General features: G+C 53.6%; 23 protein-coding genes and 4 tRNA genes. 25 read left to right on the forward strand and 2 right to left on the reverse strand.

Annotated features, from left to right (window positions below):
• The first annotated feature begins 52 nt into the window (after positions 1 to 52).
• Together cysI and BV494_RS20230 are read left to right on the forward strand one after the other, a co-directional pair.
• Positions 53 to 1,789, forward strand: a complete 1,737-nt coding sequence (gene cysI / locus BV494_RS20225) for an assimilatory sulfite reductase (NADPH) hemoprotein subunit (RefSeq protein ID WP_439958368.1) — start codon at positions 53 to 55, stop codon at positions 1,787 to 1,789.
• 24 nt (positions 1,790 to 1,813) lie between these two features.
• Complete coding sequence (locus BV494_RS20230) at positions 1,814 to 2,551, forward strand: phosphoadenylyl-sulfate reductase (RefSeq protein WP_104924446.1); 738 nt, start codon at positions 1,814 to 1,816, stop codon at positions 2,549 to 2,551.
• 161 nt (positions 2,552 to 2,712) lie between these two features.
• Here the strand turns inward: BV494_RS20230 and BV494_RS20235 are convergent, their stop codons facing one another.
• Complete coding sequence (locus tag BV494_RS20235) at positions 2,713 to 3,750, reverse strand: aminopeptidase (protein ID WP_104924447.1); 1,038 nt, start codon at positions 3,748 to 3,750, stop codon at positions 2,713 to 2,715.
• A 344-nt stretch (positions 3,751 to 4,094) separates the two neighbouring features.
• Between BV494_RS20235 and cysG the strand changes: the two genes are divergently transcribed.
• The 13 genes from cysG to rpoS all read left to right on the forward strand — a co-directional run bounded on the left by cysG (position 4,095) and on the right by rpoS (position 15,400).
• The gene (gene cysG, locus BV494_RS20240; RefSeq protein WP_104924448.1) at positions 4,095 to 5,519 is read left to right on the forward strand and encodes a siroheme synthase CysG; all 1,425 of its coding nucleotides are present in this window, start codon (positions 4,095 to 4,097) and stop codon (positions 5,517 to 5,519) included.
• 10 nt (positions 5,520 to 5,529) lie between these two features.
• A complete protein-coding gene (gene cysD, locus BV494_RS20245) occupies positions 5,530 to 6,438 on the forward strand; it encodes a sulfate adenylyltransferase subunit CysD (protein ID WP_104924449.1) in 909 nt (302 codons plus the stop codon).
• A gap of 13 nt (positions 6,439 to 6,451) precedes the next feature.
• On the forward strand, positions 6,452 to 7,879 hold the full coding sequence (gene cysN / locus BV494_RS20250; RefSeq protein ID WP_104924450.1) for a sulfate adenylyltransferase subunit CysN: 1,428 nt from the start codon (positions 6,452 to 6,454) through the stop codon (positions 7,877 to 7,879).
• Position 7,880: 1 nt separating this feature from the next.
• Positions 7,881 to 8,504, forward strand: a complete 624-nt coding sequence (gene cysC / locus BV494_RS20255; RefSeq protein WP_104924451.1) for an adenylyl-sulfate kinase — start codon at positions 7,881 to 7,883, stop codon at positions 8,502 to 8,504.
• Between the two features lie 59 nt (positions 8,505 to 8,563).
• Positions 8,564 to 8,929, forward strand: a complete 366-nt coding sequence (locus tag BV494_RS20260; protein ID WP_104924452.1) for a DUF3561 family protein — start codon at positions 8,564 to 8,566, stop codon at positions 8,927 to 8,929.
• A gap of 224 nt (positions 8,930 to 9,153) precedes the next feature.
• Positions 9,154 to 9,474 carry a cell division protein FtsB gene (ftsB, locus tag BV494_RS20265; protein WP_104924453.1) on the forward strand — a complete coding sequence of 107 codons (321 nt, stop codon included), beginning with the start codon at positions 9,154 to 9,156 and terminating at the stop codon, positions 9,472 to 9,474.
• 2 nt (positions 9,475 to 9,476) lie between these two features.
• Complete coding sequence (ispD, locus tag BV494_RS20270) at positions 9,477 to 10,196, forward strand: 2-C-methyl-D-erythritol 4-phosphate cytidylyltransferase (RefSeq protein ID WP_104924454.1); 720 nt, start codon at positions 9,477 to 9,479, stop codon at positions 10,194 to 10,196.
• Complete coding sequence (ispF, locus tag BV494_RS20275; RefSeq protein ID WP_101078465.1) at positions 10,196 to 10,669, forward strand: 2-C-methyl-D-erythritol 2,4-cyclodiphosphate synthase; 474 nt, start codon at positions 10,196 to 10,198, stop codon at positions 10,667 to 10,669. Before ispD ends, ispF begins: the two co-directional genes overlap by 1 nt.
• 22 nt (positions 10,670 to 10,691) lie before the next feature.
• Complete coding sequence (gene truD / locus BV494_RS20280) at positions 10,692 to 11,738, forward strand: tRNA pseudouridine(13) synthase TruD (RefSeq protein ID WP_192938183.1); 1,047 nt, start codon at positions 10,692 to 10,694, stop codon at positions 11,736 to 11,738.
• On the forward strand, positions 11,719 to 12,483 hold the full coding sequence (gene surE / locus BV494_RS20285) for a 5'/3'-nucleotidase SurE (protein WP_104924455.1): 765 nt from the start codon (positions 11,719 to 11,721) through the stop codon (positions 12,481 to 12,483). The genes truD and surE overlap by 20 nt, the downstream gene beginning before the upstream one ends.
• Positions 12,473 to 13,099, forward strand: a complete 627-nt coding sequence (locus BV494_RS20290) for a protein-L-isoaspartate(D-aspartate) O-methyltransferase (protein ID WP_104924456.1) — start codon at positions 12,473 to 12,475, stop codon at positions 13,097 to 13,099. Before surE ends, BV494_RS20290 begins: the two co-directional genes overlap by 11 nt.
• Positions 13,100 to 13,342: 243 nt before the next feature.
• Positions 13,343 to 14,362 carry a murein hydrolase activator NlpD gene (nlpD, locus tag BV494_RS20295; RefSeq protein WP_104924457.1) on the forward strand — a complete coding sequence of 340 codons (1,020 nt, stop codon included), beginning with the start codon at positions 13,343 to 13,345 and terminating at the stop codon, positions 14,360 to 14,362.
• 51 nt (positions 14,363 to 14,413) lie between these two features.
• A complete protein-coding gene (rpoS, locus tag BV494_RS20300; protein WP_095923512.1) occupies positions 14,414 to 15,400 on the forward strand; it encodes an RNA polymerase sigma factor RpoS in 987 nt (328 codons plus the stop codon).
• Between the two features lie 121 nt (positions 15,401 to 15,521).
• Here the strand turns inward: rpoS and mutS are convergent, their stop codons facing one another.
• On the reverse strand, positions 15,522 to 18,068 hold the full coding sequence (mutS, locus tag BV494_RS20305) for a DNA mismatch repair protein MutS (RefSeq protein WP_104924859.1): 2,547 nt from the start codon (positions 18,066 to 18,068) through the stop codon (positions 15,522 to 15,524).
• 261 nt (positions 18,069 to 18,329) lie between these two features.
• Here mutS and mltB point away from each other — a divergent pair, with 261 nt between their 5' ends.
• From mltB to BV494_RS20360, 10 genes are all read left to right on the forward strand, one after another.
• Complete coding sequence (mltB, locus tag BV494_RS20310) at positions 18,330 to 19,433, forward strand: lytic murein transglycosylase B (RefSeq protein WP_104924458.1); 1,104 nt, start codon at positions 18,330 to 18,332, stop codon at positions 19,431 to 19,433.
• Between the two features lie 163 nt (positions 19,434 to 19,596).
• The gene (gene pncC / locus BV494_RS20315) at positions 19,597 to 20,085 is read left to right on the forward strand and encodes a nicotinamide-nucleotide amidase (protein ID WP_104924459.1); all 489 of its coding nucleotides are present in this window, start codon (positions 19,597 to 19,599) and stop codon (positions 20,083 to 20,085) included.
• 113 nt (positions 20,086 to 20,198) lie between these two features.
• Positions 20,199 to 21,263, forward strand: a complete 1,065-nt coding sequence (recA, locus tag BV494_RS20320) for a recombinase RecA (protein WP_104924460.1) — start codon at positions 20,199 to 20,201, stop codon at positions 21,261 to 21,263.
• A gap of 205 nt (positions 21,264 to 21,468) precedes the next feature.
• On the forward strand, positions 21,469 to 22,035 hold the full coding sequence (gene recX, locus BV494_RS20325; protein ID WP_192938184.1) for a recombination regulator RecX: 567 nt from the start codon (positions 21,469 to 21,471) through the stop codon (positions 22,033 to 22,035).
• Positions 22,036 to 22,173: 138 nt separating this feature from the next.
• A complete protein-coding gene (gene alaS / locus BV494_RS20335; RefSeq protein ID WP_104924463.1) occupies positions 22,174 to 24,801 on the forward strand; it encodes an alanine--tRNA ligase in 2,628 nt (875 codons plus the stop codon).
• 255 nt (positions 24,802 to 25,056) lie between these two features.
• On the forward strand, positions 25,057 to 25,242 hold the full coding sequence (gene csrA / locus BV494_RS20340) for a carbon storage regulator CsrA (RefSeq protein WP_009639031.1): 186 nt from the start codon (positions 25,057 to 25,059) through the stop codon (positions 25,240 to 25,242).
• Positions 25,243 to 25,567: 325 nt separating this feature from the next.
• Positions 25,568 to 25,660 (forward strand) — tRNA-Ser (locus BV494_RS20345).
• An 8-nt stretch (positions 25,661 to 25,668) separates the two neighbouring features.
• A tRNA-Arg gene (locus BV494_RS20350) sits at positions 25,669 to 25,745 on the forward strand.
• 110 nt (positions 25,746 to 25,855) lie between these two features.
• Positions 25,856 to 25,932, forward strand: a tRNA-Arg gene (locus BV494_RS20355).
• A gap of 45 nt (positions 25,933 to 25,977) precedes the next feature.
• Positions 25,978 to 26,054, forward strand: a tRNA-Arg gene (locus tag BV494_RS20360).
• The last annotated feature ends 6 nt before the right edge of the window (positions 26,055 to 26,060 follow it).

A 26,060-nucleotide genomic window follows, 5' to 3' on the forward strand; every position in this document is an offset into this window, starting at 1 on the left:
GCCTACCTGCAAATCGAATGATTTTGGGCATAAAGTTATGAGTGAAAAAATAATGAGCAAAAAGTTGTGGAGTGAACTCAATTCCGGCCCCGGTCCGCTGATTGTCGATGCGCCTCTGGCCGACGCCGAACGCCTGAAAAAGGAAAGTCATTTCCTGCGCGGAACCATTACGGATGATTTAAAAGACGGCCTGACCGGTGGCTTCAACGGTGACAATTTCCTGTTGATCCGTTTCCACGGCATGTACCAGCAGGACGACCGCGATATTCGTGCTGAACGCGCCGAGCAAAAGCTGGAGCCGCGTCACGCCATGATGCTGCGTTGCCGTCTGCCGGGCGGGGTGATGACGCCTGCGCAATGGCTGGGCATCGACAAATTTGCCGAAGACAGCACGCTCTACGGCAGCATCCGTATTACTAACCGTCAGACATTCCAGTTCCACGGTATTCTGAAACCGAACGTAAAACCGGTGCATCAGTTGCTGAATAAACTCGGTCTGGATGCGCTGGCGACCGCCAACGACGTTAACCGTAACGTGCTGTGTACGTCGAACCCGGTGGAATCTGAGCTGCACCGCGAAGCCTACGAGTGGGCGAAAAAGCTCTCCGAACATCTGCTGCCGCGCACCCGTGCTTACGCCGAAGTCTGGCTGGATCAGGAAAAAGTTGAAACCACCGACGAAGAGCCGATTCTTGGCGCGACTTACCTGCCACGTAAATTCAAAACCACCGTGGTGATCCCGCCGCAAAATGATGTCGATCTTCATGCGAACGATCTGAACTTCGTGGCGATTGCGGATAACGGCAAACTGATCGGTTTTAACGTACTGGTCGGCGGCGGTCTTTCTATCGCACACGGCGATAAAGCGACTTACGCCCGTACCGCCAGCGAACTGGGTTTCATCCCGCTGGAGAATACGCTGGCCGTGGCCGAAGCCGTGGTGACCACGCAACGCGACTGGGGTAACCGCACCAACCGTAAAAATGCCAAAACGAAATACACGCTGGAACGCGTTGGCGTGCCGGTATTCAAGGCCGAAGTGGAAAAGCGTGCGGGGATTCAGTTCGCTGAAATCCGCCCTTACGAATTCACCGGTCGCGGCGATCGTATCGGCTGGGTGAAAGGCATCGACAAGCAGTGGCACCTGACCTTGTTCATCGAAAATGGTCGTATCCTGGATTATCCGGGCAAGCCGCTGAAAACCGGTCTGGCAGAAATTGCTAAGATCCACAAAGGCGATTTCAGGCTAACTGCTAACCAGAACCTGATCGTCGCCGGTGTTTCCGAAAAAGATAAAGACGCGATCGAAACGCTGGCACGCAATCACGGCCTGATCGACGACGGCGTGACCGAGCAGCGTAAAAACTCAATGGCCTGCGTGTCTTACCCGACGTGTCCGCTGGCGATGGCCGAAGCCGAACGTTTCCTGCCAGAGTTTGTGACCAAGGTGGAAGGCATCATGCACGGTCATGGCGTGGGCGATGAACACATCGTTCTGCGCGTGACCGGCTGCCCGAACGGCTGTGGCCGCGCGCTGCTGGCGGAAATCGGTTTAGTCGGCAAAGCAATGAACCGTTACAACCTGCATCTTGGCGGCAACCTTGCCGGGACGCGCATTCCGCGGATGTACCGCGAAAATATTTCAGACGCAGAGATCCTGACGATCATCGACGAACTGGTAGGGCGCTGGGCAAAAGAGCGCGAAACCGGTGAAGGCTTTGGTGATTTCGTGATCCGCGCGGGGATCATCAGACCGGTGCTTGATCCGGCCCGTGATTTCTACGATTAACCGTTACGACTGACAGGAGGCACCATGAGTTCATTGAATCTGACTCTGGCCGAACTGAACGACATGCCGAAGTCCGGACAGGCCATGGCGCTGGCGGAAATTAACGTCAGCCTTGAAAAGCTGTCTGCGCAGGAGCGTGTGCAGTGGGCGCTGGAGAATATGCCCGGTGAATTTGCGTTGTCCTCCAGTTTTGGTATTCAGGCGGCGGTGAGCCTGCATCTGGTGACGCAGCAAAAACCGGACATTCCGGTGATCCTCACGGATACCGGTTATCTGTTCCCGGAAACCTATCAGTTCATTGATTCGTTAACCGAACAGCTCGGCCTGAACCTGCAGATCTTCCGCGCGGAGCAATCGCCTGCCTGGCAGGAAGCGCGTTACGGCAAACTGTGGGAGCAGGGCGTCGAAGGCATTGAGAAGTACAACCACATCAATAAAGTTGAGCCGATGAATCGTGCGATTCAGACGCTCGGCGTGCAGACCTGGTTCGCCGGTCTGCGGCGCGAGCAGTCCGGCAGCCGTGCGCATCTGCCGGTGCTGGCGGTTCAGCGCGGCGTGTTTAAAATCCTGCCGATCATTGACTGGGATAACCGTCAGGTCTTCCAGTACCTGAAAGAACATGGCCTCAGCTACCATCCGCTGTGGGATCAGGGCTATCTTTCCGTCGGCGATACCCACACCACGAAGAAGTGGGAAGAAGGAATGAAAGAAGAAGACACGCGCTTTTTCGGGCTTAAAAGAGAGTGCGGCCTGCACGAATAAAATCCCCGTCATACTTCTGGTTGCAGATGCGTTGGCTGCGTGCACTTACCCCGGTCACATAGTTATCTATGCTCCCGGGGATGCGTTTACTTGCCGCCTTCCTGCAACCCGAATTATTTAGGGGATTCCTGTTATTAGCGCCTCAACGACTGCGATTTAAATCACGCGTGTTTCGCCGGTTTCGCCAGATCCCTGAGCAGCGGGAACAATACTTTCACGGTATCCCGTGAACGTTTTTCAATGCGGCCCGGCAGCGCGGCATCAAGATATTGCAGGTTATCGAACTGGCTCTGATAGCGTGTTGTGCCCAGCGGGAAGTGGCTGCTGACGGCGCGTTGCTGTACGCCATCTTTCTTGCCTAATGCATAATTCGTGGCCGTTACGTTGAGAAGCGGTAATCGTGCTTCATCCAGTGCGCCAATGCCGTCGCAGCAATGCGTGTTGTCGTGGCTTTCCGCCGGGATCCCCAGACTGTGTGCAATTTTGATGGCGCGGACACGGGTCAGTTTTGCCACCGCCGCCGACGTATTTACGCCGCTGTTGAAATACAGCCGGTCGCCGGTAATCAGTGAATTCAGATTGATCACCAGCAGCGTGTTTTTCTTCTCTTCGGCGCTCATGCGCTTCACGAAATCTTCCGCCCCTTTCGCACCGGTTTCCTCGGCACTCAGCGCCACGAAGCGCAGGCTATAATGCGTGGGAATGGCCTGCATGCGTTCGGCCAGTTCCAGCATCACGCCAACGCCTGACGCGTTATCGTCCACGCCCTGTAAGGTCAGGCCGCCGAGATTATGGTTGGTGTCGCTGTCGCTTTGCGGCACATAAGTATCAAAGTGCGCCATCACAATAATTTGCTGCGGAACGTCACCGGTGCGCGCAGCAATAACGGACGTGGCATGAATATTCTGCCAGTTCTTTTTGCCGTCGTTGCTGGTGTACAGATAGCGCGTATCGAATCCGCGCAGGTCGGTCTGATAGCCTAATTTACTGAACTGCTGATTCAGGTAATCCGCGGCGATAAGTTCGGCAGGGCTGCCTGCCATGCGGCCGGGGAAATAAGTCGCGATATGGCGAATTTGCTGACTGGCGATCTCACCCATCGCCGGAAGTGGCGACGAGGCAGCCACCGCATGACCCATTAAGATGCCGCTCAGCCCGATGGCGAGCAGCGTCCGCTTCATGCGTAAAAAAGAAAACATAGCCAAAAATCCTTGTTTGCGGGTCAACATGACCGGAAAGGGCACTACACCTGACAGGCCGCGTGTGGCGGTCTTTGTGGGCGATATATTTGCAGGCGATATAGTATGCGATTGTACGCGCCATTAGACAATTTCCCGTTATCTCAAACCGCTCTTTTTGTCGTCAGGAAAGGGCGGGAGATGTCATGAAAAATATTCAGGCTGGGAGGATTATAAAAAATCTTCGCCCCTGATGGCGGGCTATATTCCATTTAGTAACTATTCATTCCTTTTCGTCATTTCAGATCAATTATTGCCTGCACGTATAGTTTGACGATTAATCCTGACAATCAATAAAGGCTTTTGTGGACTATCTACCAATATTTGCCGACCTCAAACAACGCCCTGTACTGGTTGTTGGTGGCGGCGAAGTCGCCGCACGCAAAATAGATCTTCTCCTGCGGGCGGGTGCACAAGTTCGGATAGTTGCACAGGCACTTTCTCCCGAGCTGGAACAACGTGAACACGCCCGCGAAGTCAGCTGGCTGGCGCAGGCATTTCTGCCAGAGCAGCTCGATGATGTGTTTCTGGTGATTGCAGCGACCGATGACGCCGCACTGAACGCAGAGGTCTTTGAGCAGGCTAATCAGCGCTTCGTTATGGCGAACGTCGTCGACGATCAACCCAAGTGTTCTTTTATCTTTCCTTCGATAGTCGACCGCTCGCCGATTGTGGTGGCGATTTCTTCCAGCGGCAAAGCGCCGGTGCTGGCCAGAATGTTGCGTGAGAAACTCGAAACGTTGCTGCCGACCAGTCTGGGGCAAATGGCGGATATCGCCGGGCGCTGGCGTGAAAGGGTAAAAACCCAGTTCAGTTCCATGCGTGCACGCCGCCGCTTCTGGGAACAGGCGTTTTCCGGGCGCTTCGCCAGCCTGGCTTCTGCGGGGAAACTCGCACAGGCGGAGCAAGCGTTGCAGGAACAGTTAGAAAGTGCGGAAGGCATCGCGCAAAACGGCAATGTCACGCTGGTCGGCGCAGGGCCGGGTGATGCAGGATTGCTGACCTTACGCGGCTTGCAGGTCATGCAGCAGGCTGATGTGGTGTTGTATGACTATCTGGTCAGCGACGACGTGCTGGATTTAGTCCGCCGTGACGCTGATAAGATTTGCGTTGGGAAAAGGGCCGGTGGCCATTCCGTATCGCAGGAAGAAACCAACCGTCTGCTGGTCGAACTGGCGCTGCAGGGGAAAAAAGTCGTGCGTCTGAAAGGCGGCGACCCGTTCATATTTGGGCGTGGCGGTGAAGAATTACAGGCGGTGAAAGCGGCCGGAATTCCTTTCCAGGTCGTTCCGGGTGTCACTGCCGCCGCAGGGGCCACGGCCTATGCCGGCATCCCGCTGACGCACCGTGATTACGCGCAGAGCGTGATGTTTGTGACGGGGCATTGCCGCTCTGACGACAATGGCGTGCAGTGGGAAACGCTCGCCAAAGGAAAACAAACGCTGGCGATTTACATGGGTACGCTGAAAGCGGCTGAAATCAGCCAGCAGCTGATCGCTCACGGACGTGCAGCAACGACACCTGTCGCGGTCATCGGACGGGGAACGCGTGCCGATCAGCAGGTGCTGACCGGAACGCTCGATAATCTTGAACATCTGGCTCAACAGGCGCCGGCACCGGCGCTGCTGGTGATTGGTGAAGTGGTGGCACTTCATCAGCAACTGGCGTGGTTTGGGCATCATCCTGAGACTGACGGAACTCAACGTCCGTCGGTTGTGAATTTGGCTTAAAGGATCTGTTATGGACGAAAAACGACTGACTCATTTGCGGCAACTGGAGGCGGAGAGTATCCATATAATCCGTGAAGTGGCTGCTGAATTCGCCAACCCGGTGATGATGTATTCCATCGGGAAAGATTCCTCGGTGATGCTGCATCTGGCCCGCAAAGCCTTCTTCCCTGGCACGCTGCCGTTCCCGCTGTTGCATGTGGACACCGGCTGGAAATTCCGCGAAATGTACGAATTCCGTGACCGCACGGCAAAAAACTACGGTTTCGAACTGCTGGTGCATAAAAACCCGGAAGGCGTAGCGATGGGCATCAGCCCGTTCGTCCACGGCAGTGCCAAACATACTGACATCATGAAAACCGAAGGGCTGAAGCAGGCGCTGAACAAATACGGTTTTGATGCGGCTTTCGGCGGTGCGCGTCGCGACGAAGAAAAATCCCGTGCTAAAGAACGTATTTACTCGTTCCGCGATCGCTTCCACCGCTGGGATCCGAAAAACCAGCGTCCGGAGCTGTGGCACAACTACAACGGCCAGGTTAACAAAGGCGAAAGCATCCGCGTGTTCCCGCTCTCCAACTGGACGGAGCTGGATATCTGGCAGTACATCTATCTGGAAAATATTGAAATTGTTCCGCTCTATCTGGCCGCGCCGCGTCCGGTTCTTGAGCGCGACGGTATGCTGCTGATGGTGGATGACGATCGTATTGATCTCCAGCCGGGCGAAGTGATCGAGAAGAAAATGGTTCGCTTCCGCACGCTGGGCTGTTGGCCGCTAACGGGTGCTGTGGAATCCGAAGCGCAAACGCTGCCGGAAATCATTGAAGAGATGCTGGTCTCCACCACCAGTGAGCGTCAGGGACGGGCGATCGACCGCGATCAGGCCGGTTCGATGGAACTGAAAAAGCGTCAAGGGTACTTCTGAGGAGCCGCAGCAAATGAATAACGCAATTGCACAACAAATCGCGGAGCAGGGCGGCGTCGAAGCTTACCTGCACGCTCAGCAACACAAAAGCCTGCTGCGCTTCCTGACCTGTGGCAGCGTCGATGACGGCAAAAGTACGCTGATCGGGCGTCTGCTTCACGACACCCGCCAGATTTACGAAGACCAGCTGTCCTCGCTGCACAATGACAGCAAGCGCCACGGCACGCAGGGCGAAAAACTGGATCTGGCTTTGCTGGTTGATGGCCTGCAGGCGGAACGCGAACAGGGTATTACCATCGATGTGGCTTACCGCTATTTCTCCACTGAAAAGCGTAAGTTCATCATCGCGGACACGCCGGGACACGAACAGTACACCCGCAATATGGCGACCGGTGCATCGACCTGCGATCTGGCGATCCTGCTGATTGACGCCCGTAAAGGCGTACTGGATCAAACCCGTCGTCACAGCTTTATCGCCACTCTGCTTGGGATCCGCCATCTGGTTGTGGCAGTGAACAAGATGGATCTGGTGGATTTCAGCGAGTCTGTGTACGAGCAATTTAAACAGGATTATCTGGATTTCGCTCAGCAACTGCCGACCGATCTGGACATCAAATTCGTTCCGCTTTCCGCGCTGGAAGGCGACAACGTGGCGACGCCAAGTGAAAAAATGGGCTGGTATACCGGACCCACGCTGCTCGACGTGCTTGAAACGGTCAACATTATCAACATCCGTGAACAGCAGCCGATGCGTTTCCCGGTGCAGTATGTGAACCGTCCAAACCTCGATTTCCGCGGTTATGCCGGTACGCTGGCGTCCGGTTCCGTCCGCGTCGGCCAGAAAGTGAAAGTTCTGCCGTCTGGTGTGGAATCTACCGTGGCACGCATTGTGACCTTTGACGGTGATTTGCAGGAAGCCTGGGCAGGCGAAGCGATTACGCTGGTGCTGGCCGATGAACGTGATATCAGCCGTGGCGATACGCTGGTAGATGCCGATGAAACCGTTAAACCGGTGCAGCATGCGAAAGTTGACGTGGTGTGGATGGCTGAGCAACCGCTGAGCGTCGGCCAAAGTTATGACATCAAAGTCGGCGGCAAGAAAGCCCGTGCGCGCGTGGAAAACATTGAGTATCAGGTCGAGATCAACTCACTGACTCAGCGCGTGGTGGAAAACCTGCCGCTCAACGGTATCGGCCTGGTCGAACTGACCTTCGACGAACCGCTGGTGCTGGATAATTACCAAAACAACGCGGTAACCGGCGGGATGATCTTTATCGATCGCCTGACAAACGTGACCGTGGGCGCAGGGCTGGTTCGTGAAGCGCTGGAACAGGTTTATCAGGAAGCGGATAAATACAGCGCGTTCGAGCTGGAACTGAACAGCCTGGTTCGCCGCCACTTCCCGCACTGGGGCGCGCGCGATTTGCTGGGTGGCAAATAAGATGGCGTTACAGGACGGCTCTTTCTTAAAAGACGACAATGTTGTCTGGCATCCGCACGCGGTGACGCGCGCGGATCGCGAAAAACAGCATGGTCATCGCGGCGCAGTTCTGTGGTTCACCGGGCTTTCGGGCTCGGGGAAATCCACGGTGGCGGGCGCGCTCGAACAGGCGCTTTATGCGCAGGGCATCAGCACGTATCTGCTTGATGGCGACAACGTCCGCCACGGACTTTGCCGTGATTTAGGGTTTACGGACGACGACCGTCGCGAGAACATCCGCCGCGTCGGTGAAGTGGCAAAACTGATGGTGGATGCCGGGCAAGTTGTGCTGACTGCCTTCATTTCCCCTCATCGCGCAGAGCGGGACATGGTGCGTAATTTGCTCGAAGAAGGGCAGTTCATCGAAGTGTTCGTCGATACGCCGCTGGCGATTTGCGAGGCGCGTGACCCGAAAGGTTTATACAAGAAAGCGCGTGCGGGTGAACTGAAGAATTTCACCGGAATTGACTCTGAGTATCAGCCGCCGGAAGTACCGGATGTGCATCTCAATGGTGAACAATTGGTAACACATTTGGTTCCCCAATTATTAGATGTGATGCGTCGGCGCGCTATTATCAATCCCTGAATGTTTGCCGGCCAAACGCCACAGAGCGTGCCGGTTTACTGAAAATACAGGGATCATCTATGCAGGCTTTACTCAGCAGACTTGTCAGCCGGATCCGGGTCGAGAACACCCGTTATCAGCGGCTGGCGCAGGTCACAGACAGTTCAGACAACGAAGAGCCGTCCTACTCTATGCAGGGCGGATTCATTGGTTTCGTCTTTTACTGGCTGGCTTTAGCGATCCCTTTTCTGGTCTACGGATCCAACACCCTGTTTTTCCTGCTCTACACCTGGCCATTCTTTCTGGCGCTGATGCCAGTGTCCGTTCTGATTGGCATTGCGCTCAGCATGTTCTTTCGCGGCAACTGGTTTAAGACATCCGTCACCAGCGGAATCTGCGTCATCAGCATGTTCTGGACGGTCTTCTCATTTTTATCGGGCTGGTGAGTCAGGGTGACCCTTTTCCGGTTCCTTTTCTTCGGGGATGTCGTGCGACGGCCCTGCGTTTTTCAGGCGGTTTTCCCTGCAATTCTCCTTCACGATGTAACCCATTGTGTCATTCTCACCCATAATTGAGTGCGTAAGTCTGATTCTCGCAGGCATTTACCCTGCCACAGTGGAGTCAGAGGGAAAGTTGTGGGATGATTGTCCGGCTTTTTTAGGGGGCGGGGATGGGCAAACTAACACTGCTTTTACTGATTTTACTTGGCTGGTTACAGTATTCGCTGTGGCTGGGCAAGAATGGTATTCACGATTACGTTCGTGTAAACGATGACGTTCAGGTGCAACAAGTTAATAACGGCAAACTGAAGTCACGTAATGATCAACTTTTCGCAGAAATCGACGATTTAAACGGCGGTCAGGAAGCGATCGAAGAACGTGCACGCAACGAACTGAGCATGATCAAGCCCGGTGAAACTTTCTATCGTCTGGTGCCTGACAACAAACGTGCGCCGGGCAGCACCGTATCGCAAAGCAACTCGAATCAATAGCCATGAGCCATACTGCAGTTTCCCTTCCAGAGGTCATTGCCGTGTTACCGGCTGCCGGAATCGGCAGCCGTATGCAGGCCGAATGTCCCAAGCAATATCTGACTATCGGCGGCAAGACGCTGATAGAACACGCGATCCGCGCTTTGTTGCGCAGCAGCCACGTCACCAAAGTTATTGTGGCGCTCAGCCCGCATGACACACAGTTTCAGCAGTTGCCCGTCGCCAGTGATCCGCGGATCCAACGGGTGATCGGCGGGTGTGAACGCGCCGAATCTGTGATGGCAGGCCTTGAGGTTGCAGGCGATCATGGCTGGGTGCTGGTGCATGACGCGGCGCGTCCTTGTTTGCATCCCGATGATCTGACGAACCTTCTGGCGATTTCTGCGACCAGCAAAATTGGCGGGATCCTTGCTGCGCCGGTTCGCGACACCATGAAACGCGGTGAGCCCGGCGCGCATGCGATAGCCCATACGGTGGATCGTCAGGAACTCTGGCATGCGCTGACGCCGCAATTCTTCCCTCTCGAATTATTGAAAACCTGCCTGCGCCGCGCACTGAATGAAGGCGCTGTGGTCACCGATGAAGCTTCCGCAATGGAATATTGCGGTTTTCATCCCATGCTGATCCCGGCGCGGGCCGATAATATTAAAGTCACCAGACCAGAAGATCTGGCGCTGGCTGAATTCTACTTAACCCGCTTGTATCAGGAGGAGAACGCATAATGCGTATCGGTCACGGTTTTGATGTACATAAGTTTGGCGGCGAAGGCCCGCTGGTGATCGGTGGTGTGCGTATTCCTTATCCGCAGGGGTTACTGGCGCATTCCGACGGCGACGTTGCGCTGCATGCCGCGACTGACGCACTGCTGGGTGCAGCGGCACTCGGTGATATCGGCAAGCTTTTCCCTGACACTGACCCGGCATACAAAGGCGCGGACAGCCGTGAACTGCTGCGCGAAGCGTATCGCCGCATTCGTGCAAAAGGCTACAAGCTGGGCAACCTTGATATCACGATCATCGCTCAGGCACCGAAAATGGCACCACACATCCCGCAAATGCGCGTATTTCTGGCCGAAGATTTGCAGTGCCATATGGATGACGTCAACGTGAAAGCGACCACAACCGAACAGCTGGGCTTCACCGGTCGCGGCGAAGGTATCGCCTGCGAAGCCGTTGCACTGCTGATTAAGGAATGATGTTGTGGAAGATTACCGCATGATAGATATGTCCCGTCTCACCTGGTTGCTGGGTGAACCCACCGCCACCGGCCTGCTGAAAGCCAATCCGGAAGACTTTATCGTCGAAGAGGATTTGGGGTTTGAACCGGATGGCGAAGGTGAACATCTGTTAGTGCGGATCCGCAAAAATGGCTGCAATACTCAGTTTGTTGCCGAGCAGCTGGCGCGTTTTGCCAAAGTGCATCCGCGAGACGTCAGCTACGCCGGGCTTAAAGACCGGCACGCGGTAACGGAACAGTGGTTTTGCCTGCATCTGCCCGGCAAGGCAGATCCTGATTTGAGCCAGTTCAATCCCGAAGGCTGCGAAGTGATCCGCGCTTCGCGCCATCGCAAAAAAATGCGCATCGGGACCTTGAAAGGCAATGAATTTACACTGGTTCTGCGTCAGATAAGCGACATCGAGAATGTCGAAGAACGTCTGGCGAAAATTGTTGAGCAGGGCGTACCGAACTACTTCGGCACCCAGCGTTTTGGCCGCGGCGGTAATAATCTGGTGCAGGCGAAACGCTGGGCAACCAATGAAGCCCGCCCGAAAGAGCGCGCCAAACGCAGTTTCTATTTATCCGCCAGCCGCAGTGCGATGTTTAACATTGTCGCCAGCCAGCGTCTGGCAGAAGGCACCGTCCGTCAGGCAATACTGGGTGATGCATTGCAACTCAGTGGCCGCGGCAGCTGGTTCGTGGCGAAAGCGGAAGAGTTTGAATCGCTGCAACCGCGTGTGGAAAACGGCGAACTGCTGGTGACTGCGCCGTTGCCAGGTGACGGACCGTTAGGCACGTTAGAAGAAGCGGAAGCCTTTGAGCAGGCTTGTCTGGTCGGGCAGGAGGATTTACTTTCACTGCTCAAACGCGAGCGTGTAGAACCTGCGCGCCGCGCCATTATGCTCCAGCCGTTGCAAATGAAATGGCAGCGCCTGGATGACGTCACTCTGGAACTTAAATTCTGGCTACCGGCGGGCAGTTATGCCACCAGCGTCGTGCGCGAACTGATGCATCTGGATGAAATGAATGCGGATATTACTGAGTAACGACGACGGCATACTGGCTCCCGGCATTCAGGCACTGGCCTGCGCGCTACGTGAATTTGCGGAGGTAAAGCTGGTCGCCCCTGACCGTAACCGCAGCGGCGCGTCAAACGCGCTGACGCTGGACGGTCCGTTACGTATTCAGTCCTATCCAAACGGCGATACCGCGGTCATCAACGGTACGCCCACCGATTGCGTGTACCTCGGCGTCAATTCGCTGATGCGCCCGAAGCCGGATATCGTCGTTTCCGGTATCAATGCAGGCCCGAATCTGGGCGACGATGTGATTTATTCCGGTACCGTCGCGGCGGCCATGGAAGGGCGTCATCTGGGCTTTCCTGCGCTGGCGGTTTCACTCGACGGTCATCAGCATTATGACACGGCAGCGATTATCACCTGCCGGCTTCTCAGGGCGCTGGCACGGGAACCGCTTCGTACTGGCAAAATTCTGAATATTAACGTTCCGGACCTGCCACTTTCTGAGATTAAAGGGTTCAGGGTGACGCGTTGCGGTAGCCGTCATCCTGCCGAGCAGGTATTTTGTCAGCAGGATCCACGCGGGCAAGATTTGTACTGGATTGGCCCGCCGGGCGATAAGTTTGACGTCGCTCCTGACACCGATTTTGCGGCGGTCGCGCAAGGTTATGTTTCCGTGACGCCATTGCAGGTGGATTTGACCGCCTATGCGGCTCAGGATGTCGTGGTCTCATGGTTAGAAAAGGCCGGGGTGAGCGCGAATGGTGAATAAGCCGATGTATAACCTGCTGGAGCAGCTTCGTCAGCAGGGCATTCATGATGAAAAACTGCTGCATGCCATCGAATCCGTACCGCGTGAGCGCTTTGTCGATGAGGCGTTTCAGCATAAAGCTTACGAAAATACTGCGTTGCCGATTGGTTCAGGTCAGACCATTTCTCAGCCTTATACCGTGGCGAGAATGACGGAATTACTGCGCCTGAAACCCACATCCCGCGTGCTGGAAATTGGCACCGGGTCCGGCTATCAGACCGCCATTCTGGCGCATCTGGTTGAACATGTATTCTCGGTTGAGCGTATTAAAGGGTTGCAGTGGCAGGCCAAAAGGCGTCTCAAACAACTCGATTTGCATAACGTCTCCACGCGCCACGGCGATGGCTGGCAGGGCTGGCCTTCACGCGGCCCGTTTGACGCCATCATTGTTACTGCCGCGCCCCCTGAAATACCTCAAGATTTACTGCAACAGCTCGACGAGGGTGGCGTAATGGTGCTGCCCGTTGGCGAAGAAAACCAGACTCTCCAGCGCGTCACCCGCCGTGGTGATGAATTCGTTGCGGAGACCGTCGAAGCTGTTCGTTTTGTGCCGCTGGTGAAAGGCGAACTGGCCTGAATCCAGACGCGCGCGAAGCCTTGCAGGACTAACCCCTTAAAATTTAAATACAACTGTTATATGGTGCTGTACTGGCGATGTTGATAGCATCCACTACAGTTTTTTATGGCACAGTCGGTTCCGGGAGAAAACCCGAACGGGCATGTTGCCTGCGCGCACAGTGTCAGATGACACGAAAAGCGCCAGTTGGCGCGGTGTGCGCGGATAAAGAGATATTCTGAGATTGCCGTAAAGGGGGAAAATATGAGCACGGGAAGCCCAATAAAAACACTAAGCCGCATTGCAGTGTGTACGTTTATCAGTGCCTGGATGGCGGGATGTACGAACAATTCAAACACATCCGCACCGATCAGCAGCGTTAATGGCGGCGGAAACAGCGGCAGCAGCAGTCAGAATACTCTGAATTCCCCTCCGCCAATGGCACCTGCCGTCGGGTCTGGCGGACACATTGTGTACAACCGCAGCTATAACTCAATTCCAAAAGGAAGTTACAGCGGCAGCACCTATCAGGTGAAGCGCGGAGACACCTTATTCTACATCGCGTGGATCACCGGTAATGACTTCCGTGACCTTGCTGCGCGCAATAATATCCCTGCGCCATACAGCCTTGAAGTCGGCCAGACAGTCCAGATAAATAACGTCTCTTCTGTCGCCAGTACGAGCAGTACGACGGCCGTCACAGACGCCACAAATGCCGGTGTTCCGAAAGTTCCAACTGGGGGAATGCTCACAGGTTCTGTGGTTGCATCTCAACCAACTACCACGTATTCTGAATCTTCTGGTAAACAGAATGTAGGTAAGATGTTGCCTTCATCAGGTGCAGTCACCACCACAACACCTGTTGCTGTAGCCAGCACTCCCGTCGCCACTTCAACGAATAATGGCGGTCCGGTTTCCACATGGAAATGGCCGACTGACGGGAAAATTATCGATAATTTCTCTGCTGCTGAAGGGGGAAATAAGGGGATCGATATCGCTGGTTCGCGTGGACAAGCTGTCGTAGCAACTGCCTCGGGGCGTGTTGTTTATGCCGGTAATGCTCTTCGCGGTTACGGTAATCTAATCATCATCAAACACAATGATGATTACCTGAGCGCCTATGCACATAACGATACAATGCTGGTCCGGGAACAACAAGAAGTGCAGGCGGGACAAAAAATAGCGACTATGGGTAGCACCGGAACCAGTTCAGTAAGATTGCATTTTGAAATTCGTTACAAGGGGAAATCCGTAAACCCGCTGCGTTATCTTCCGCAGCGATAAATCCGGGCAGAGCATTGATTCTGCCCTCGGGACCACGGGTAGGAGCAGCTTATGAGTCAGAATACGCTGAAAGTTAACGAGTTACATGATGATGTTGATTTCGATGAGAACAGCGCTGAAGCCTTTGACGAGAAAGCAATAGTCGAAGAGACTGCCGACAACGATGCTGAAGAAGAATTGTTGTCGCAGGCTGTAAGCCAACGTGTGCTGGACGCCACTCAACTGTATCTCGGTGAAATCGGTTATTCCCCTCTGCTGACCGCAGAAGAGGAAGTTTATTTTGCACGTCGCGCGTTGCGGGGAGATGTCCCTTCCCGCCGCCGTATGATTGAAAGTAACCTGCGTTTGGTGGTTAAAATTGCCCGCCGCTACAGTAATCGCGGTTTGGCACTGCTGGATTTGATCGAGGAAGGTAACCTGGGTCTGATCCGTGCGGTTGAAAAATTTGACCCTGAGCGCGGCTTCCGTTTCTCTACCTATGCAACATGGTGGATCCGTCAGACGATTGAACGGGCGATCATGAATCAAACCCGTACCATTCGTTTGCCCATTCACATCGTTAAAGAACTGAACGTTTATCTGCGTACCGCACGCGAGCTTGCACATAAACTGGACCATGAACCGAGTGCCGAAGAGATTGCTGAGCAACTCGACAAACCGGTACATGACGTCAGCCGTATGTTGCGCCTGAATGAGCGTATTACCTCTGTAGATACCCCGTTGGGCGGTGACTCAGAGAAAGCGCTGTTAGATATTCTGGCGGATGAAAAAGACAACGGCCCGGAAGACACCACGCAAGACGACGATATGAAACAGAGTATCGTGAAGTGGTTATTCGAGTTGAATGCAAAACAGCGTGAAGTTCTGGCGCGCCGTTTCGGCCTGTTAGGTTATGAAGCAGCAACGCTGGAAGATGTGGGTCGTGAGATTGGCCTGACACGTGAACGTGTTCGTCAGATTCAGGTAGAAGGTCTGCGTCGCCTGCGTGAAATCCTGCAGGGGCAAGGGCTGAGCATCGAAGCACTGTTCCGCGAGTAACTTGTTCTGCGAATAACTCTTCGTCGGAAAAAACTGTTCGCCGGAAAGACCGTTCGATATCAAACAAAAACGGTGGGTTAATCCCCACCGTTTTTCATTTCTGCCGCCCGTGGCGCGGCTTTTACACCATATCTTTCAGACGGTAAATCCATTCCAGCGCCTGACGCGGCGACAGAGAATCTGCATCCAGAGCTTCCAGCGCTTCAACCGCAGGCGAGACTTCTTCTGCCAGCAACGCCAGTTGCGGGCCATCCACTTTGCTGGCGGCGGCGTTGTTGGACAACGTTTCCAGCTCTTTCAGTTTCTGGCGCGCACGCTTGATGACGTCACGCGGAACACCGGCCAGCGCCGCGACGGCCAGACCGTAACTTTTGCTGGCTGCGCCATCCTGCACGCTGTGCATAAAGGCAATGGTATCGCCGTGTTCAATGGCATCAAGGTGAACGTTGACCGTACCTTCCATTTTTTCCGGCAGCGTCGTCAGCTCGAAATAATGGGTCGCGAACAGCGTCATGGCTTTAATGCGGCTGGCCAGATTCTCGGCGCACGCCCAGGCAAGGGACAAACCGTCGTAGGTCGAGGTGCCGCGCCCGATTTCATCCATCAGCACCAGGCTGTTTTCCGTGGCGTTATGCAGGATGTTCGCGGTTTCGGTCATTTCCACCATGAAGGTCGAACGGCCGGAAGCCAGATCATCAGCCGCGCCGACGCGGGTAAATATCCGATCTACGGGGCCAATGACCGCTGTATCCGCAGGAACGTAGCTGCCGATATGCGCCATCAGGACAATCAGCGCCGCCTGACGCATATAGGTACTTTTACCGCCCATATTCGGACCGGTAATGATGAGCATTCGTCGCACCGGAGACATGTTCAGCGGGTTGGAAATAAACGGTTCTTTCAGTACCTGTTCAACCACCGGATGGCGGCCACCGGTAATGTTGATGCCGGGTTTCTCGCTCATCGTCGGGCAGGTGTAACTGAGCGTGTAGGCACGTTCTGCAAGATTACTCAGAACATCCAGCTCGGCCAGTGCGCTGGCGCTTTGCTGCAAAGCTGACAGATGCGGCATCAGCAAATCGAACAGCTCTTCGTACAGCGCTTTCTCCAGCGACAGGGCTTTGCCTTTGGACGTCAGAACCTTATCTTCGTACTCTTTCAGTTCAGGAATGATATAGCGCTCGGCGTTTTTGAGCGTCTGCCGGCGGACATAATGAATAGGAACAAGATGGCTCTGGCGGCGGCTTACCTCGATGTAATAACCGTGCACACCGTTAAACCCGACCTTCAGCGTTTCCAGTCCCAGCTTTTCGCGTTCACGAATTTCCAACCGGTCAAGATAGTCTGTTGCGCCGTCGGCCAGTGCGCGCCATTCGTCCAGTTCCGTGTTATAGCCCGGCGAAATCACACCGCCGTCACGCACCAGAACCGGCGGGGCTTCAACAACCGCACGTTCGAGCAGTTCGACCAGCTCTGTAAATTCACCGGTTTGCTCCACCAACGTAGCGACATGTTCGGCGTCAGCATCTTGCAAAATCCCACGGATTTCCGGCAGTTGCTGTAACGCATGACGCATGCGGGCGAGATCGCGTGGCCGGGCGCTGCGCAGGGCAAGGCGCGCCAGAATACGTTCGAGATCGCCGACCTGACGAAGGACAGGCTGCAAGTCTGCGGTCAGATCCTGTAATGCGCCGATTGCCTGCTGACGTTGGGTCAGCATTTTGATGTCGCGGCTTGGCATGTGGATCCAACGTTTAAGCATACGGCTGCCCATCGGTGTGACGGCCTGATCCAGGACTGCCGCCAGCGTATTTTCCACGCCACCGGCCAGATTTTGTGTCAGTTCCAGATTACGGCGCGTCGCCGCATCCATAATGATGCCGTCCTGCTGGCGCTCCATGGTCACGCCACGGATATGCGGCAGGGCGGTACGCTGGGTATCTTTGACATATTGCAGCAGACATCCGGCAGCGCGCAGTGCCTGGGTAGCCTGTTCTACGCCAAACCCGCTCAGATCGCGGGTGCCGAACTGGAGATTCAGCTGTTGCTTTGCGGTTTCGAGCTCAAATTCCCACATCGGACGACGGCGCAGGCCGCGACGGGAAGCGATAAGCGGCATGGCTTCAAAACTTTCCGGGTACAGGAGTTCTGCCGGATTTGTCCGCTGTAGCTCAGCGGCCATGGTTTCCAGATCGTCTGGCTGGGCGACACGAAAGCGACCGGAGCTGATATCCAGCGTAGCGTAGCCAAACCCACGTCCGTCCTGCCAGATAGCTGCCAGCAGGTTGTCATGACGCTCACTCAGCAGGGCTTCATCACTGACTGTGCCGGGTGTCACGATACGCACAACTTTGCGCTCAACCGGGCCTTTGCTCAGCGCCGGATCGCCAATCTGTTCAGCGATGGCGACGGATTCGCCCAGTTGCACCAGCTTGGCCAGATAACCTTCAACAGCATGATAAGGCACGCCGGCCATCGGAATCGGTTCGCCTGCCGAAGCACCGCGTTTGGTCAGGGAAATATCCATCAGCTGAGACGCACGTTTTGCGTCGTCATAAAACAGTTCGTAGAAGTCCCCCATACGATAGAACAGCAGAACTTCCGGGTTCTCCGCCTTGAGACGCAGGTACTGCTGCATCATGGGAGTGTGAGCATCCAGCCCGCTCATATCACTGCTTTTATTCTTGATTTCATTCAATTTTAAATCATCCTGTTGGCTCGTACCGCCCGGGGCAACGACTTTACAACGGATCCTAACGTGAGTAGAGGTAAAAAACCACGCTGCGTTTTGAAGTTGCGTAATGCCCCGCAATTCATTGGGTTCCGGATCTTCATGCATCGGTGTAAATACGGTGATTTTCAGTTTTTTCGACCCTGATAATGCTCTACCATATCACCACCTCTTTTATTGCATGGTTACGGATATCCGATGCGCCTCCTGGCAGTCATTCTCCCCCTGGTTTTAACACTTTCTGCTTGTAGCAGTAATAAGCCTCAGGCTCAGCCTGAAGGCCCGCGCAACCCTTTCTCTGACGGAAGAAATGCCAGCGGCAATTCAACGCCCGGCGGGGGATTTCTGTTGCAACCTGAACATACAGGCGCTGCGCAGACCGGGGACTTTGCTTACGATCCGGCCATGAACCGGTTTGTGGACAAAATGGTCAGCGAGCATGGTTTTGACCGCCAGCAACTGCATGACGTATTGGCGCAGACTAAGCGTCTGGATTTTGTATTGCGTCTGATGGATCAGCAGGCACCGTCTGGCGGGCCGTCAACTGTGCCGAATGGCGCATGGAACCGCTATCGCAGCAAATTTATTACGCCGGATAACGTCCAGAATGGCGTCGTGTTCTGGAATCAGTATCAGGATGCGTTGCAACGTGCGGAGCAGGTTTACGGGGTTCCGCCGGAAATCATTGTCGGTATTATCGGCGTTGAAACCCGCTGGGGCCGCGTAATGGGTAAAACCCGCATTATTGACGCGCTGGCGACCTTATCCTTTGCCTATCCGCGTCGGGCGGATTATTTCTCCGGCGAGCTGGAAACCTTCCTGCTGATGTCCCGTCGTGAAGGGGATGATCCGCTGAGTCTGCGCGGTTCGTTTGCCGGCGCGATGGGGTACGGCCAGTTCATGCCATCCTCTTATAAAGATTATGCCGTGGACTTTAACGGTGATGGCCATGCTAATTTGTGGGATCCGGTGGATGCTATCGGCAGTGTAGCCAACTACTTCAAAGCACACGGATGGACGAAAGGTGCGCCAATTGCCGTGCCGGCCACAGGACAGGCGCCATTGCTTGAGAATGGCTTCAAGACGAAATATCCGCTTTATACGCTGACTGCGGCAGGACTCAGCCCGCTGGGTTCGCTGGGTGGTTATCAGGAAGCCAGCCTTCTGCGGCTGGATATGGGCACCAGTTATCAGTACTGGTACGGGTTGCCGAACTTCTACACCATCACCCGTTACAACCACAGCGTGCACTACGCGATGGCGGTCTGGCAGTTGGGTGAGGCGGTAAAAGCGGCGCGCTGAGCCTGATTTTCTGCTTTATTACGGAGGGCCGCCTAGTGTGGCCCTTCTTTTTGCCTTTTATTCCAATTCTGAATACATCGCGCAAAATACACCGACGGGACTCACACAGCGAAAGAGAAATGCTAACATCAGGTTGAATTCAGCTGACCCGCCAGGATGGAATATGGACGAAAAACGTTTACGTGAATTGAGTGCAGAAATCGGCACTGAGCTTAAATCTCAGGGATTGTGGATCACCTGCGCGGAATCTTGTACCGGCGGATTAATTGCCAAGGCCATCACGGACATAGCCGGAAGCTCAGCCTGGTTTGATCGCGGTTTCGTCACCTACAGCAATGCTTCCAAGCATGAATTACTGGGTGTTTCCGAAACGACGCTGGAGCAGTATGGTGCGGTAAGCGAGCAGGTCGTGCATGAAATGGCGCAGGGCGTTTTGCATGCGGCGGGAGCCGATATTGCGGTGTCCGTCAGCGGTATTGCCGGGCCTGACGGGGGTTCTGAAGAAAAACCCGTGGGAACCGTCTGGTTTGGTTTTGCCGGAAAAGACGGACGTGTTGTGACGGTAAAACAACAATTTTCTGGCGATCGCGAAGCGGTGCGTTTGCAAGCTGCTGTTTTTTCGCTACAAACTGCGTTATCTGAGTTTCTGTAAAATTAGGCTTGATACTGTATGAGCATACAGTATAATTACTGCCAATTACCTGTACATAAATTATATTCAGTGATGCAGGTTGGATGTTCCCCTGTATCAGACGAGGAGTAAAAATGGCTATTGATGAGAACAAGCAAAAAGCGTTAGCTGCAGCACTGGGCCAGATTGAAAAGCAATTCGGTAAAGGCTCCATCATGCGTCTGGGTGAAGATCGCTCTATGGACGTGGAAACGATCTCTACCGGCTCTTTGTCTCTGGATATCGCGTTAGGCGCTGGCGGTTTGCCGATGGGCCGTATCGTCGAAATCTACGGGCCGGAATCTTCCGGTAAAACGACGCTGACCTTGCAGGTTATCGCTGCTGCACAGCGCGAAGGCAAAACCTGTGCGTTCATCGATGCGGAGCACGCACTGGACCCTATCTACGCTAAGAAATTGGGCGTAGATATCGATAATCTGCTGTGTTCTCAGCCGGATACCGGTGAGCAGGCGCTGGAAATTTGTGACGCGCTGACCCGTTCAGGGGCGGTTGACGTTATCATCGTCGACTCCGTGGCTGCATTGACGCCTAAAGCTGAAATCGAAGGTGAAATTGGTGACTCTCACATGGGCCTCGCGGCACGTATGATGAGCCAGGCAATGCGTAAACTCGCAGGTAACCTGAAAAACGCCAACACCTTGCTGATCTTCATCAACCAGATCCGTATGAAAATCGGTGTGATGTTCGGTAACCCGGAAACCACCACCGGCGGTAACGCACTGAAATTCTATGCTTCTGTTCGTCTGGATATCCGTCGTATCGGCGCTATCAAAGAAGGCGACGTGGTGATCGGTAGCGAAACCCGCGTGAAAGTGGTGAAGAACAAAATTGCTGCGCCATTTAAACAAGCTGAATTCCAGATCTTATACGGTGAAGGCATCAACATTAACGGTGAGTTGATCGATTTAGGCGTTAAGCACAAATTGGTCGAGAAAGCCGGTGCATGGTACAGCTATAACGGTGAGAAAATTGGTCAGGGTAAATCGAACTCTTGCAACTATCTCAAAGAAAACCCGAAAATCGCTGCTGAGCTGGATAAAAAACTGCGTGACATGCTGTTGAACGGTAACGGTGAACTGAGCGTTGCCACGACAGCGGAAGACGCTGATGACAACGTGGAAACCAGCGAAGAGTTTTAATTTCGCGGTTGTCTGAAGTCACAGTCGATCTAAAATGCCAGCCTGGTTTCAGGCTGGCATTTTGCATATCTGAGGGACCCTGATGTCCAGTGAAAAAGCATCCAGTCAAAATGTCATCGATCTGAAACGACTTCTTGAAGAAGTTGAACAAAGCAGTGAATCCACGCTGTTTGCGCCTCAGGAAAAAGATGAGAGTGCGGCGAAAATTAATACACTGATCAGCCGTGCGATGCGCCTGTTGTCTCAGCGTGATCATGGTGAAGCTGAACTACGTCGTAAACTGCTTATCCCACCAGTCCCCTTTGTAAAACCCCAGAATAAACAAAGTCGCTGGCCTTCACGTAAACGACCAGACGATAATGCATTTGATGAAGACAATCCGGTAAAAGTGCGTCCGGAGCCACGCCCTGTACCGGAAGAAATCCTGGAGGAACACGTTCAGGCGGTAATCGACTATTGCTATCAGCATCACTGGCTTGATGATGCCAAATTTGCCAGTCGCTACATTTCCGGCCGCAGCAACAAAGGCTACGGCGCACAACGCATTCGTTCGGAATTACTGCAAAAAGGTGTCGATAAAGAAATCATATCGACAGCACTGGAGGAAACGGAGGTTGACTGGTGTGTTCTGGCGCGGGATATTGCCGTCAGAAAGTTTGGAGAAAATTTACCGAAAGACTGGAAAGAAAAATCGAAAGTTTTGCGTTATTTACTCTATCGGGGTTTCTTTCAGGAAGAAATACAGTCGATTTATCGCGATTTTGACGATTGACCGCATACGGTATTTTACTTCCCCGCGCAGAAATTTTATCTTATCCGCACTTTTTCGTTCGTGAGCTGTACAGATTGCTGCCATATGCAGCGTGATCCGGCTCAAGAGCCGTTCTTCCAGCATGATTCCGGGATATTTATGAGCAAGAGCACCGCTGAGATCCGTCAAGCGTTTCTCGATTTCTTCCAGAGTAAGGGACACAACGTTGTTTCAAGCAGTTCGCTTGTCCCGACAAACGATCCGACACTGTTGTTTACCAATGCCGGGATGAACCAATTTAAAGACGTTTTCCTCGGTTTGGATAAACGCGATTACAGCCGTGCCACCACATCTCAACGTTGTGTGCGTGCTGGTGGTAAACACAACGACCTCGAAAACGTCGGCTACACCGCCCGTCACCACACCTTCTTCGAAATGCTGGGCAACTTCAGCTTTGGCGATTACTTCAAGCATGACGCAATCAACTACGCCTGGGAATTACTGACCGGCGAAAACTGGTTCAATTTGCCGAAAGAGAAGCTTTGGGTCACCGTCTATGAGACTGATGACGAAGCATTTGAAATCTGGGAAAAAGAAGTTGGCGTTCCAAAAGAGCGTATTATCCGCATTGGCGATAATAAAGGCGGCGCTTACGCTTCTGACAACTTCTGGCAGATGGGTGACACCGGTCCTTGCGGTCCTTGCACCGAAATTTTCTTCGATCATGGCGACCACATCTGGGGCGGTCCTCCGGGATCTGCTGAAGAAGATGGCGACCGTTACATCGAAATCTGGAACATCGTGTTCATGCAGTTCAACCGTCAATCTGACGGCACCATGCTGCCATTGCCTAAACCTTCCGTCGATACCGGGATGGGACTTGAGCGTATCACCGCTGTTATGCAGCATGTGAACTCAAACTATGACATCGATCTGTTCCAGAAACTGATCGCCGCCGTTGCTGATGTGACTGGCGCGACCGATCTGACCAGCAAATCTCTGCGGGTTATCGCTGACCATATCCGTTCTTGCGCATTCCTGATTGCAGACGGCGTGATCCCTTCGAATGAAAACCGTGGCTACGTGCTGCGTCGTATCATTCGTCGTGCGATCCGCCACGGCAACATGCTGGGCGCGAAAGACACCTTCTTCTACAAACTGGTTGCTCCATTAATTGACGTGATGGGCCCGGCGGCGGCAGAGCTGAAAGAACAGCAAGCCATGGTTGAGCAGTTGCTGAAAACCGAAGAAGAGCAATTTGCCCGTACTCTGGAGCGCGGTCTGGCGCTGTTGGATGACGAATTGTCTTCTCTAAAAGGCGATACGCTGGACGGTGAGATTGCTTTCCGTTTGTACGACACCTTTGGTTTCCCGCTGGATCTGACAGCGGACGTGTGCCGCGAGCGCAACTTGAAAGTTGACGAAGTCGGTTTCGAGAAAGCGATGGAAGTTCAGCGTCGTCGTGCGCGCGAGTCCAGCGGTTTCAGCGCGGACTACAACAGCATGGTGCGCGTTGACGGTGTTACGCAGTTCTCCGGTTATGAACATCTGCAACGTCAGTCTAAAGTCGTTGCGCTGTTCATCAATGGTCAGCCTGTAAATGAAATCCAGGCGGGCGATAATGCTATCGTCGTTCTGGATGACACACCATTCTACGGCGAGTCTGGCGGTCAGGTTGGCGATAAAGGCATCCTGAAAACGACGGCGGGCACTTTCGCGGTTTCTGATACCCAAAAATATGGCAAAGCCATTGGTCATCAGGGCTCGCTGAACGCAGGCAAACTGAGCATTGGCGACAGCGTTGAAGCCGAAGTTGACGTTGAGCGCCGCGAACGTATTCGTCTGAATCACTCCGCGACTCACTTGCTGCACGCTGCACTGCGTCAGGTCCTGGGCAAACACGTTGCTCAGAAAGGTTCGCTGGTTAACGATAACTATCTGCGTTTCGACTTCTCGCATTTCGAAGCGATGAAACCGGAAGAAATTCGTCAGGTCGAAGATCTGGTGAACGCGCAAATTCGCCGAAATTTGCCCATTCAGACCACCATCATGGATCTGGATGACGCAAAAGAAAAAGGCGCGATGGCGCTCTTTGGTGAGAAATACGAAGACAGCGTTCGTGTGCTGACCATGGGTGATTTCTCCACCGAGTTGTGCGGCGGTACTCACGCCAGCCGTACCGGTGATATCGGTCTGTTCCGTATTCAGAGCGAGTCAGGCACGGCGGCAGGTGTTCGCCGTATAGAAGCCATTACCGGTGAAAACGCCATTCATGCTCTGCATCAGCAAAGTGATTTGCTGCAAGATGTTGCGCACATGGTAAAAGGTGATGTGAACAGCATTACCGATAAAATCCGTACTCTGATTGAGCGTTCCCGCGTGCTGGAAAAAGAACTTCAGCAGGTGAAAGGGCAACAAGCCGCGCAGGAGAGTGCTTCACTTTCCAGCCAGGCGAAAGAAGTGAAAGGCGTTAAACTGCTGGTTCGTCAGCTGGATAACGTAGAGCCTAAAATTCTGCGTACGATGGTTGATGACCTGAAAAATCAGTTGGGCTCAGTGATTATTGTTCTGGCAACCATTGCTGACGATAAAGTTAGCCTGATTGCTGGTGTCACGAAAGATCTGACTGATCGCGTTAAAGCAGGGGATCTTATTGCTTCTGTTGCCCAGCAGGTGGGCGGCAAAGGCGGTGGTCGTCCTGATATGGCGCAGGCAGGGGGAAGTGACGTACAGGCATTACCGGCTGCACTGGCAACGGTAGAAGCCTGGGTTGAATCCAGGCTGTAATAAGAAATAAATAGCTAACCTGGAAAACGCCATAATGTGTTGTGCAATATGGTGTTTTCGGTCTTAATGGCAGGGTAAGCCTCGCGATAAAAGTCGCGGCAATGATGATATCGGCTAAACTGAAAGTATCTGGCTTGAGTTGCAGGTCGCTTACAGTTTATGTAGGGGGTCATGGCTTACGTTTTACCTGCTTATGATAGATAATGGCCGGGAAACTGAGAGACCCGACTCTTTTAATTATTCAAGGAGCAAAGAATGCTTATTCTAACTCGCCGAGTTGGTGAAACCCTCATGATTGGCGATGAGGTGACTGTTACCGTTTTAGGTGTTAAAGGTAATCAGGTGCGTATTGGTGTGAATGCGCCAAAAGAGGTTTCTGTTCACCGTGAAGAGATCTACCAGCGTATCCAGGCTGAAAAATCTCAACAGACGAGTTTCTGATTTACGAGGCGTCTCGCCGATGGCGAGGCGCTGAACTTCCTTTGTTCCCGTTTTTGATTTTTCTCCCCTTATTTTACAGCCTCCCTGGTTTTCATTTTCTTTCTGCGTCTTCCCTTAAACCTGTCTTTCTTTAAAAACTAAGTCTTTTTTTTGACCTTTTAGTCCTGTTTTTGCCTTCAAACTGCTCAGGTTGCGCGTGAAATGTCCAAACGGGTGATTGTTAGGAAAAAAGGGTTTGACTTATAAGGGCCAGAAAGTAATATGTGCGCCACGCAGTGCCGATGAGCTTGAACAAAGTTAGTCAGCACACTCGCAAGAGGCGTATGGTGAGGTGGCCGAGAGGCTGAAGGCGCTCCCCTGCTAAGGGAGTATGCGGTCAAAAGCTGCATCCGGGGTTCGAATCCCCGCCTCACCGCCATTTAAAATGCACCCATAGCTCAGCTGGATAGAGTACTCGGCTACGAACCGAGCGGTCGGAAGTTCGAATCTTCCTGGGTGCACCATACTTTTCAAAGCGTATGTTGATTTGCAATCAAATGAGCGCGATGGGCAAAGGCGAAAGCCGATGTAGTACGGAAAAATGGTTAGGTAAATCTGCAGTAAGAATCAAAATGCACCCATAGCTCAGCTGGATAGAGTACTCGGCTACGAACCGAGCGGTCGGAAGTTCGAATCTTCCTGGGTGCACCATTCTTCCTCTTAGTATTTTCCGAAACAACTCAGTTCGACCCCAATGCACCCATAGCTCAGCTGGATAGAGTACTCGGCTACGAACCGAGCGGTCGGAAGTTCGAATCTTCCTGGGTGCACCATATTCA

This window comes from Rahnella sikkimica, assembly GCF_002951615.1.
GTDB classification, from domain to species: Bacteria; Pseudomonadota; Gammaproteobacteria; order Enterobacterales; family Enterobacteriaceae; genus Rahnella; species Rahnella sikkimica.

What these genes read in the sequence shown, in the direction of transcription:
- mutS (WP_104924859.1), bottom strand. Translation starts at nt 18,068, where the DNA reads ATGAGCGGGCTGGATGCTCACACTCCCATGATGCAGCAGTACCTGCGT.
- csrA (WP_009639031.1), top strand. Translation starts at nt 25,057, where the DNA reads ATGCTTATTCTAACTCGCCGAGTTGGTGAAACCCTCATGATTGGCGAT.
- BV494_RS20230 (WP_104924446.1), top strand. Translation starts at nt 1,814, where the DNA reads ATGAGTTCATTGAATCTGACTCTGGCCGAACTGAACGACATGCCGAAG.
- nlpD (WP_104924457.1), top strand. Translation starts at nt 13,343, where the DNA reads ATGAGCACGGGAAGCCCAATAAAAACACTAAGCCGCATTGCAGTGTGT.
- surE (WP_104924455.1), top strand. Translation starts at nt 11,719, where the DNA reads ATGCGGATATTACTGAGTAACGACGACGGCATACTGGCTCCCGGCATT.
- cysN (WP_104924450.1), top strand. Translation starts at nt 6,452, where the DNA reads ATGAATAACGCAATTGCACAACAAATCGCGGAGCAGGGCGGCGTCGAA.
- alaS (WP_104924463.1), top strand. Translation starts at nt 22,174, where the DNA reads ATGAGCAAGAGCACCGCTGAGATCCGTCAAGCGTTTCTCGATTTCTTC.
- ispD (WP_104924454.1), top strand. Translation starts at nt 9,477, where the DNA reads ATGAGCCATACTGCAGTTTCCCTTCCAGAGGTCATTGCCGTGTTACCG.
- mltB (WP_104924458.1), top strand. Translation starts at nt 18,330, where the DNA reads ATGCGCCTCCTGGCAGTCATTCTCCCCCTGGTTTTAACACTTTCTGCT.
- cysC (WP_104924451.1), top strand. Translation starts at nt 7,881, where the DNA reads ATGGCGTTACAGGACGGCTCTTTCTTAAAAGACGACAATGTTGTCTGG.
- recA (WP_104924460.1), top strand. Translation starts at nt 20,199, where the DNA reads ATGGCTATTGATGAGAACAAGCAAAAAGCGTTAGCTGCAGCACTGGGC.
- cysD (WP_104924449.1), top strand. Translation starts at nt 5,530, where the DNA reads ATGGACGAAAAACGACTGACTCATTTGCGGCAACTGGAGGCGGAGAGT.
- pncC (WP_104924459.1), top strand. Translation starts at nt 19,597, where the DNA reads ATGGACGAAAAACGTTTACGTGAATTGAGTGCAGAAATCGGCACTGAG.
- ispF (WP_101078465.1), top strand. Translation starts at nt 10,196, where the DNA reads ATGCGTATCGGTCACGGTTTTGATGTACATAAGTTTGGCGGCGAAGGC.
- BV494_RS20260 (WP_104924452.1), top strand. Translation starts at nt 8,564, where the DNA reads ATGCAGGCTTTACTCAGCAGACTTGTCAGCCGGATCCGGGTCGAGAAC.
- ftsB (WP_104924453.1), top strand. Translation starts at nt 9,154, where the DNA reads ATGGGCAAACTAACACTGCTTTTACTGATTTTACTTGGCTGGTTACAG.
- BV494_RS20235 (WP_104924447.1), bottom strand. Translation starts at nt 3,750, where the DNA reads ATGTTTTCTTTTTTACGCATGAAGCGGACGCTGCTCGCCATCGGGCTG.
- BV494_RS20290 (WP_104924456.1), top strand. Translation starts at nt 12,473, where the DNA reads ATGGTGAATAAGCCGATGTATAACCTGCTGGAGCAGCTTCGTCAGCAG.
- rpoS (WP_095923512.1), top strand. Translation starts at nt 14,414, where the DNA reads ATGAGTCAGAATACGCTGAAAGTTAACGAGTTACATGATGATGTTGAT.
- cysI (WP_439958368.1), top strand. Translation starts at nt 53, where the DNA reads ATGAGCAAAAAGTTGTGGAGTGAACTCAATTCCGGCCCCGGTCCGCTG.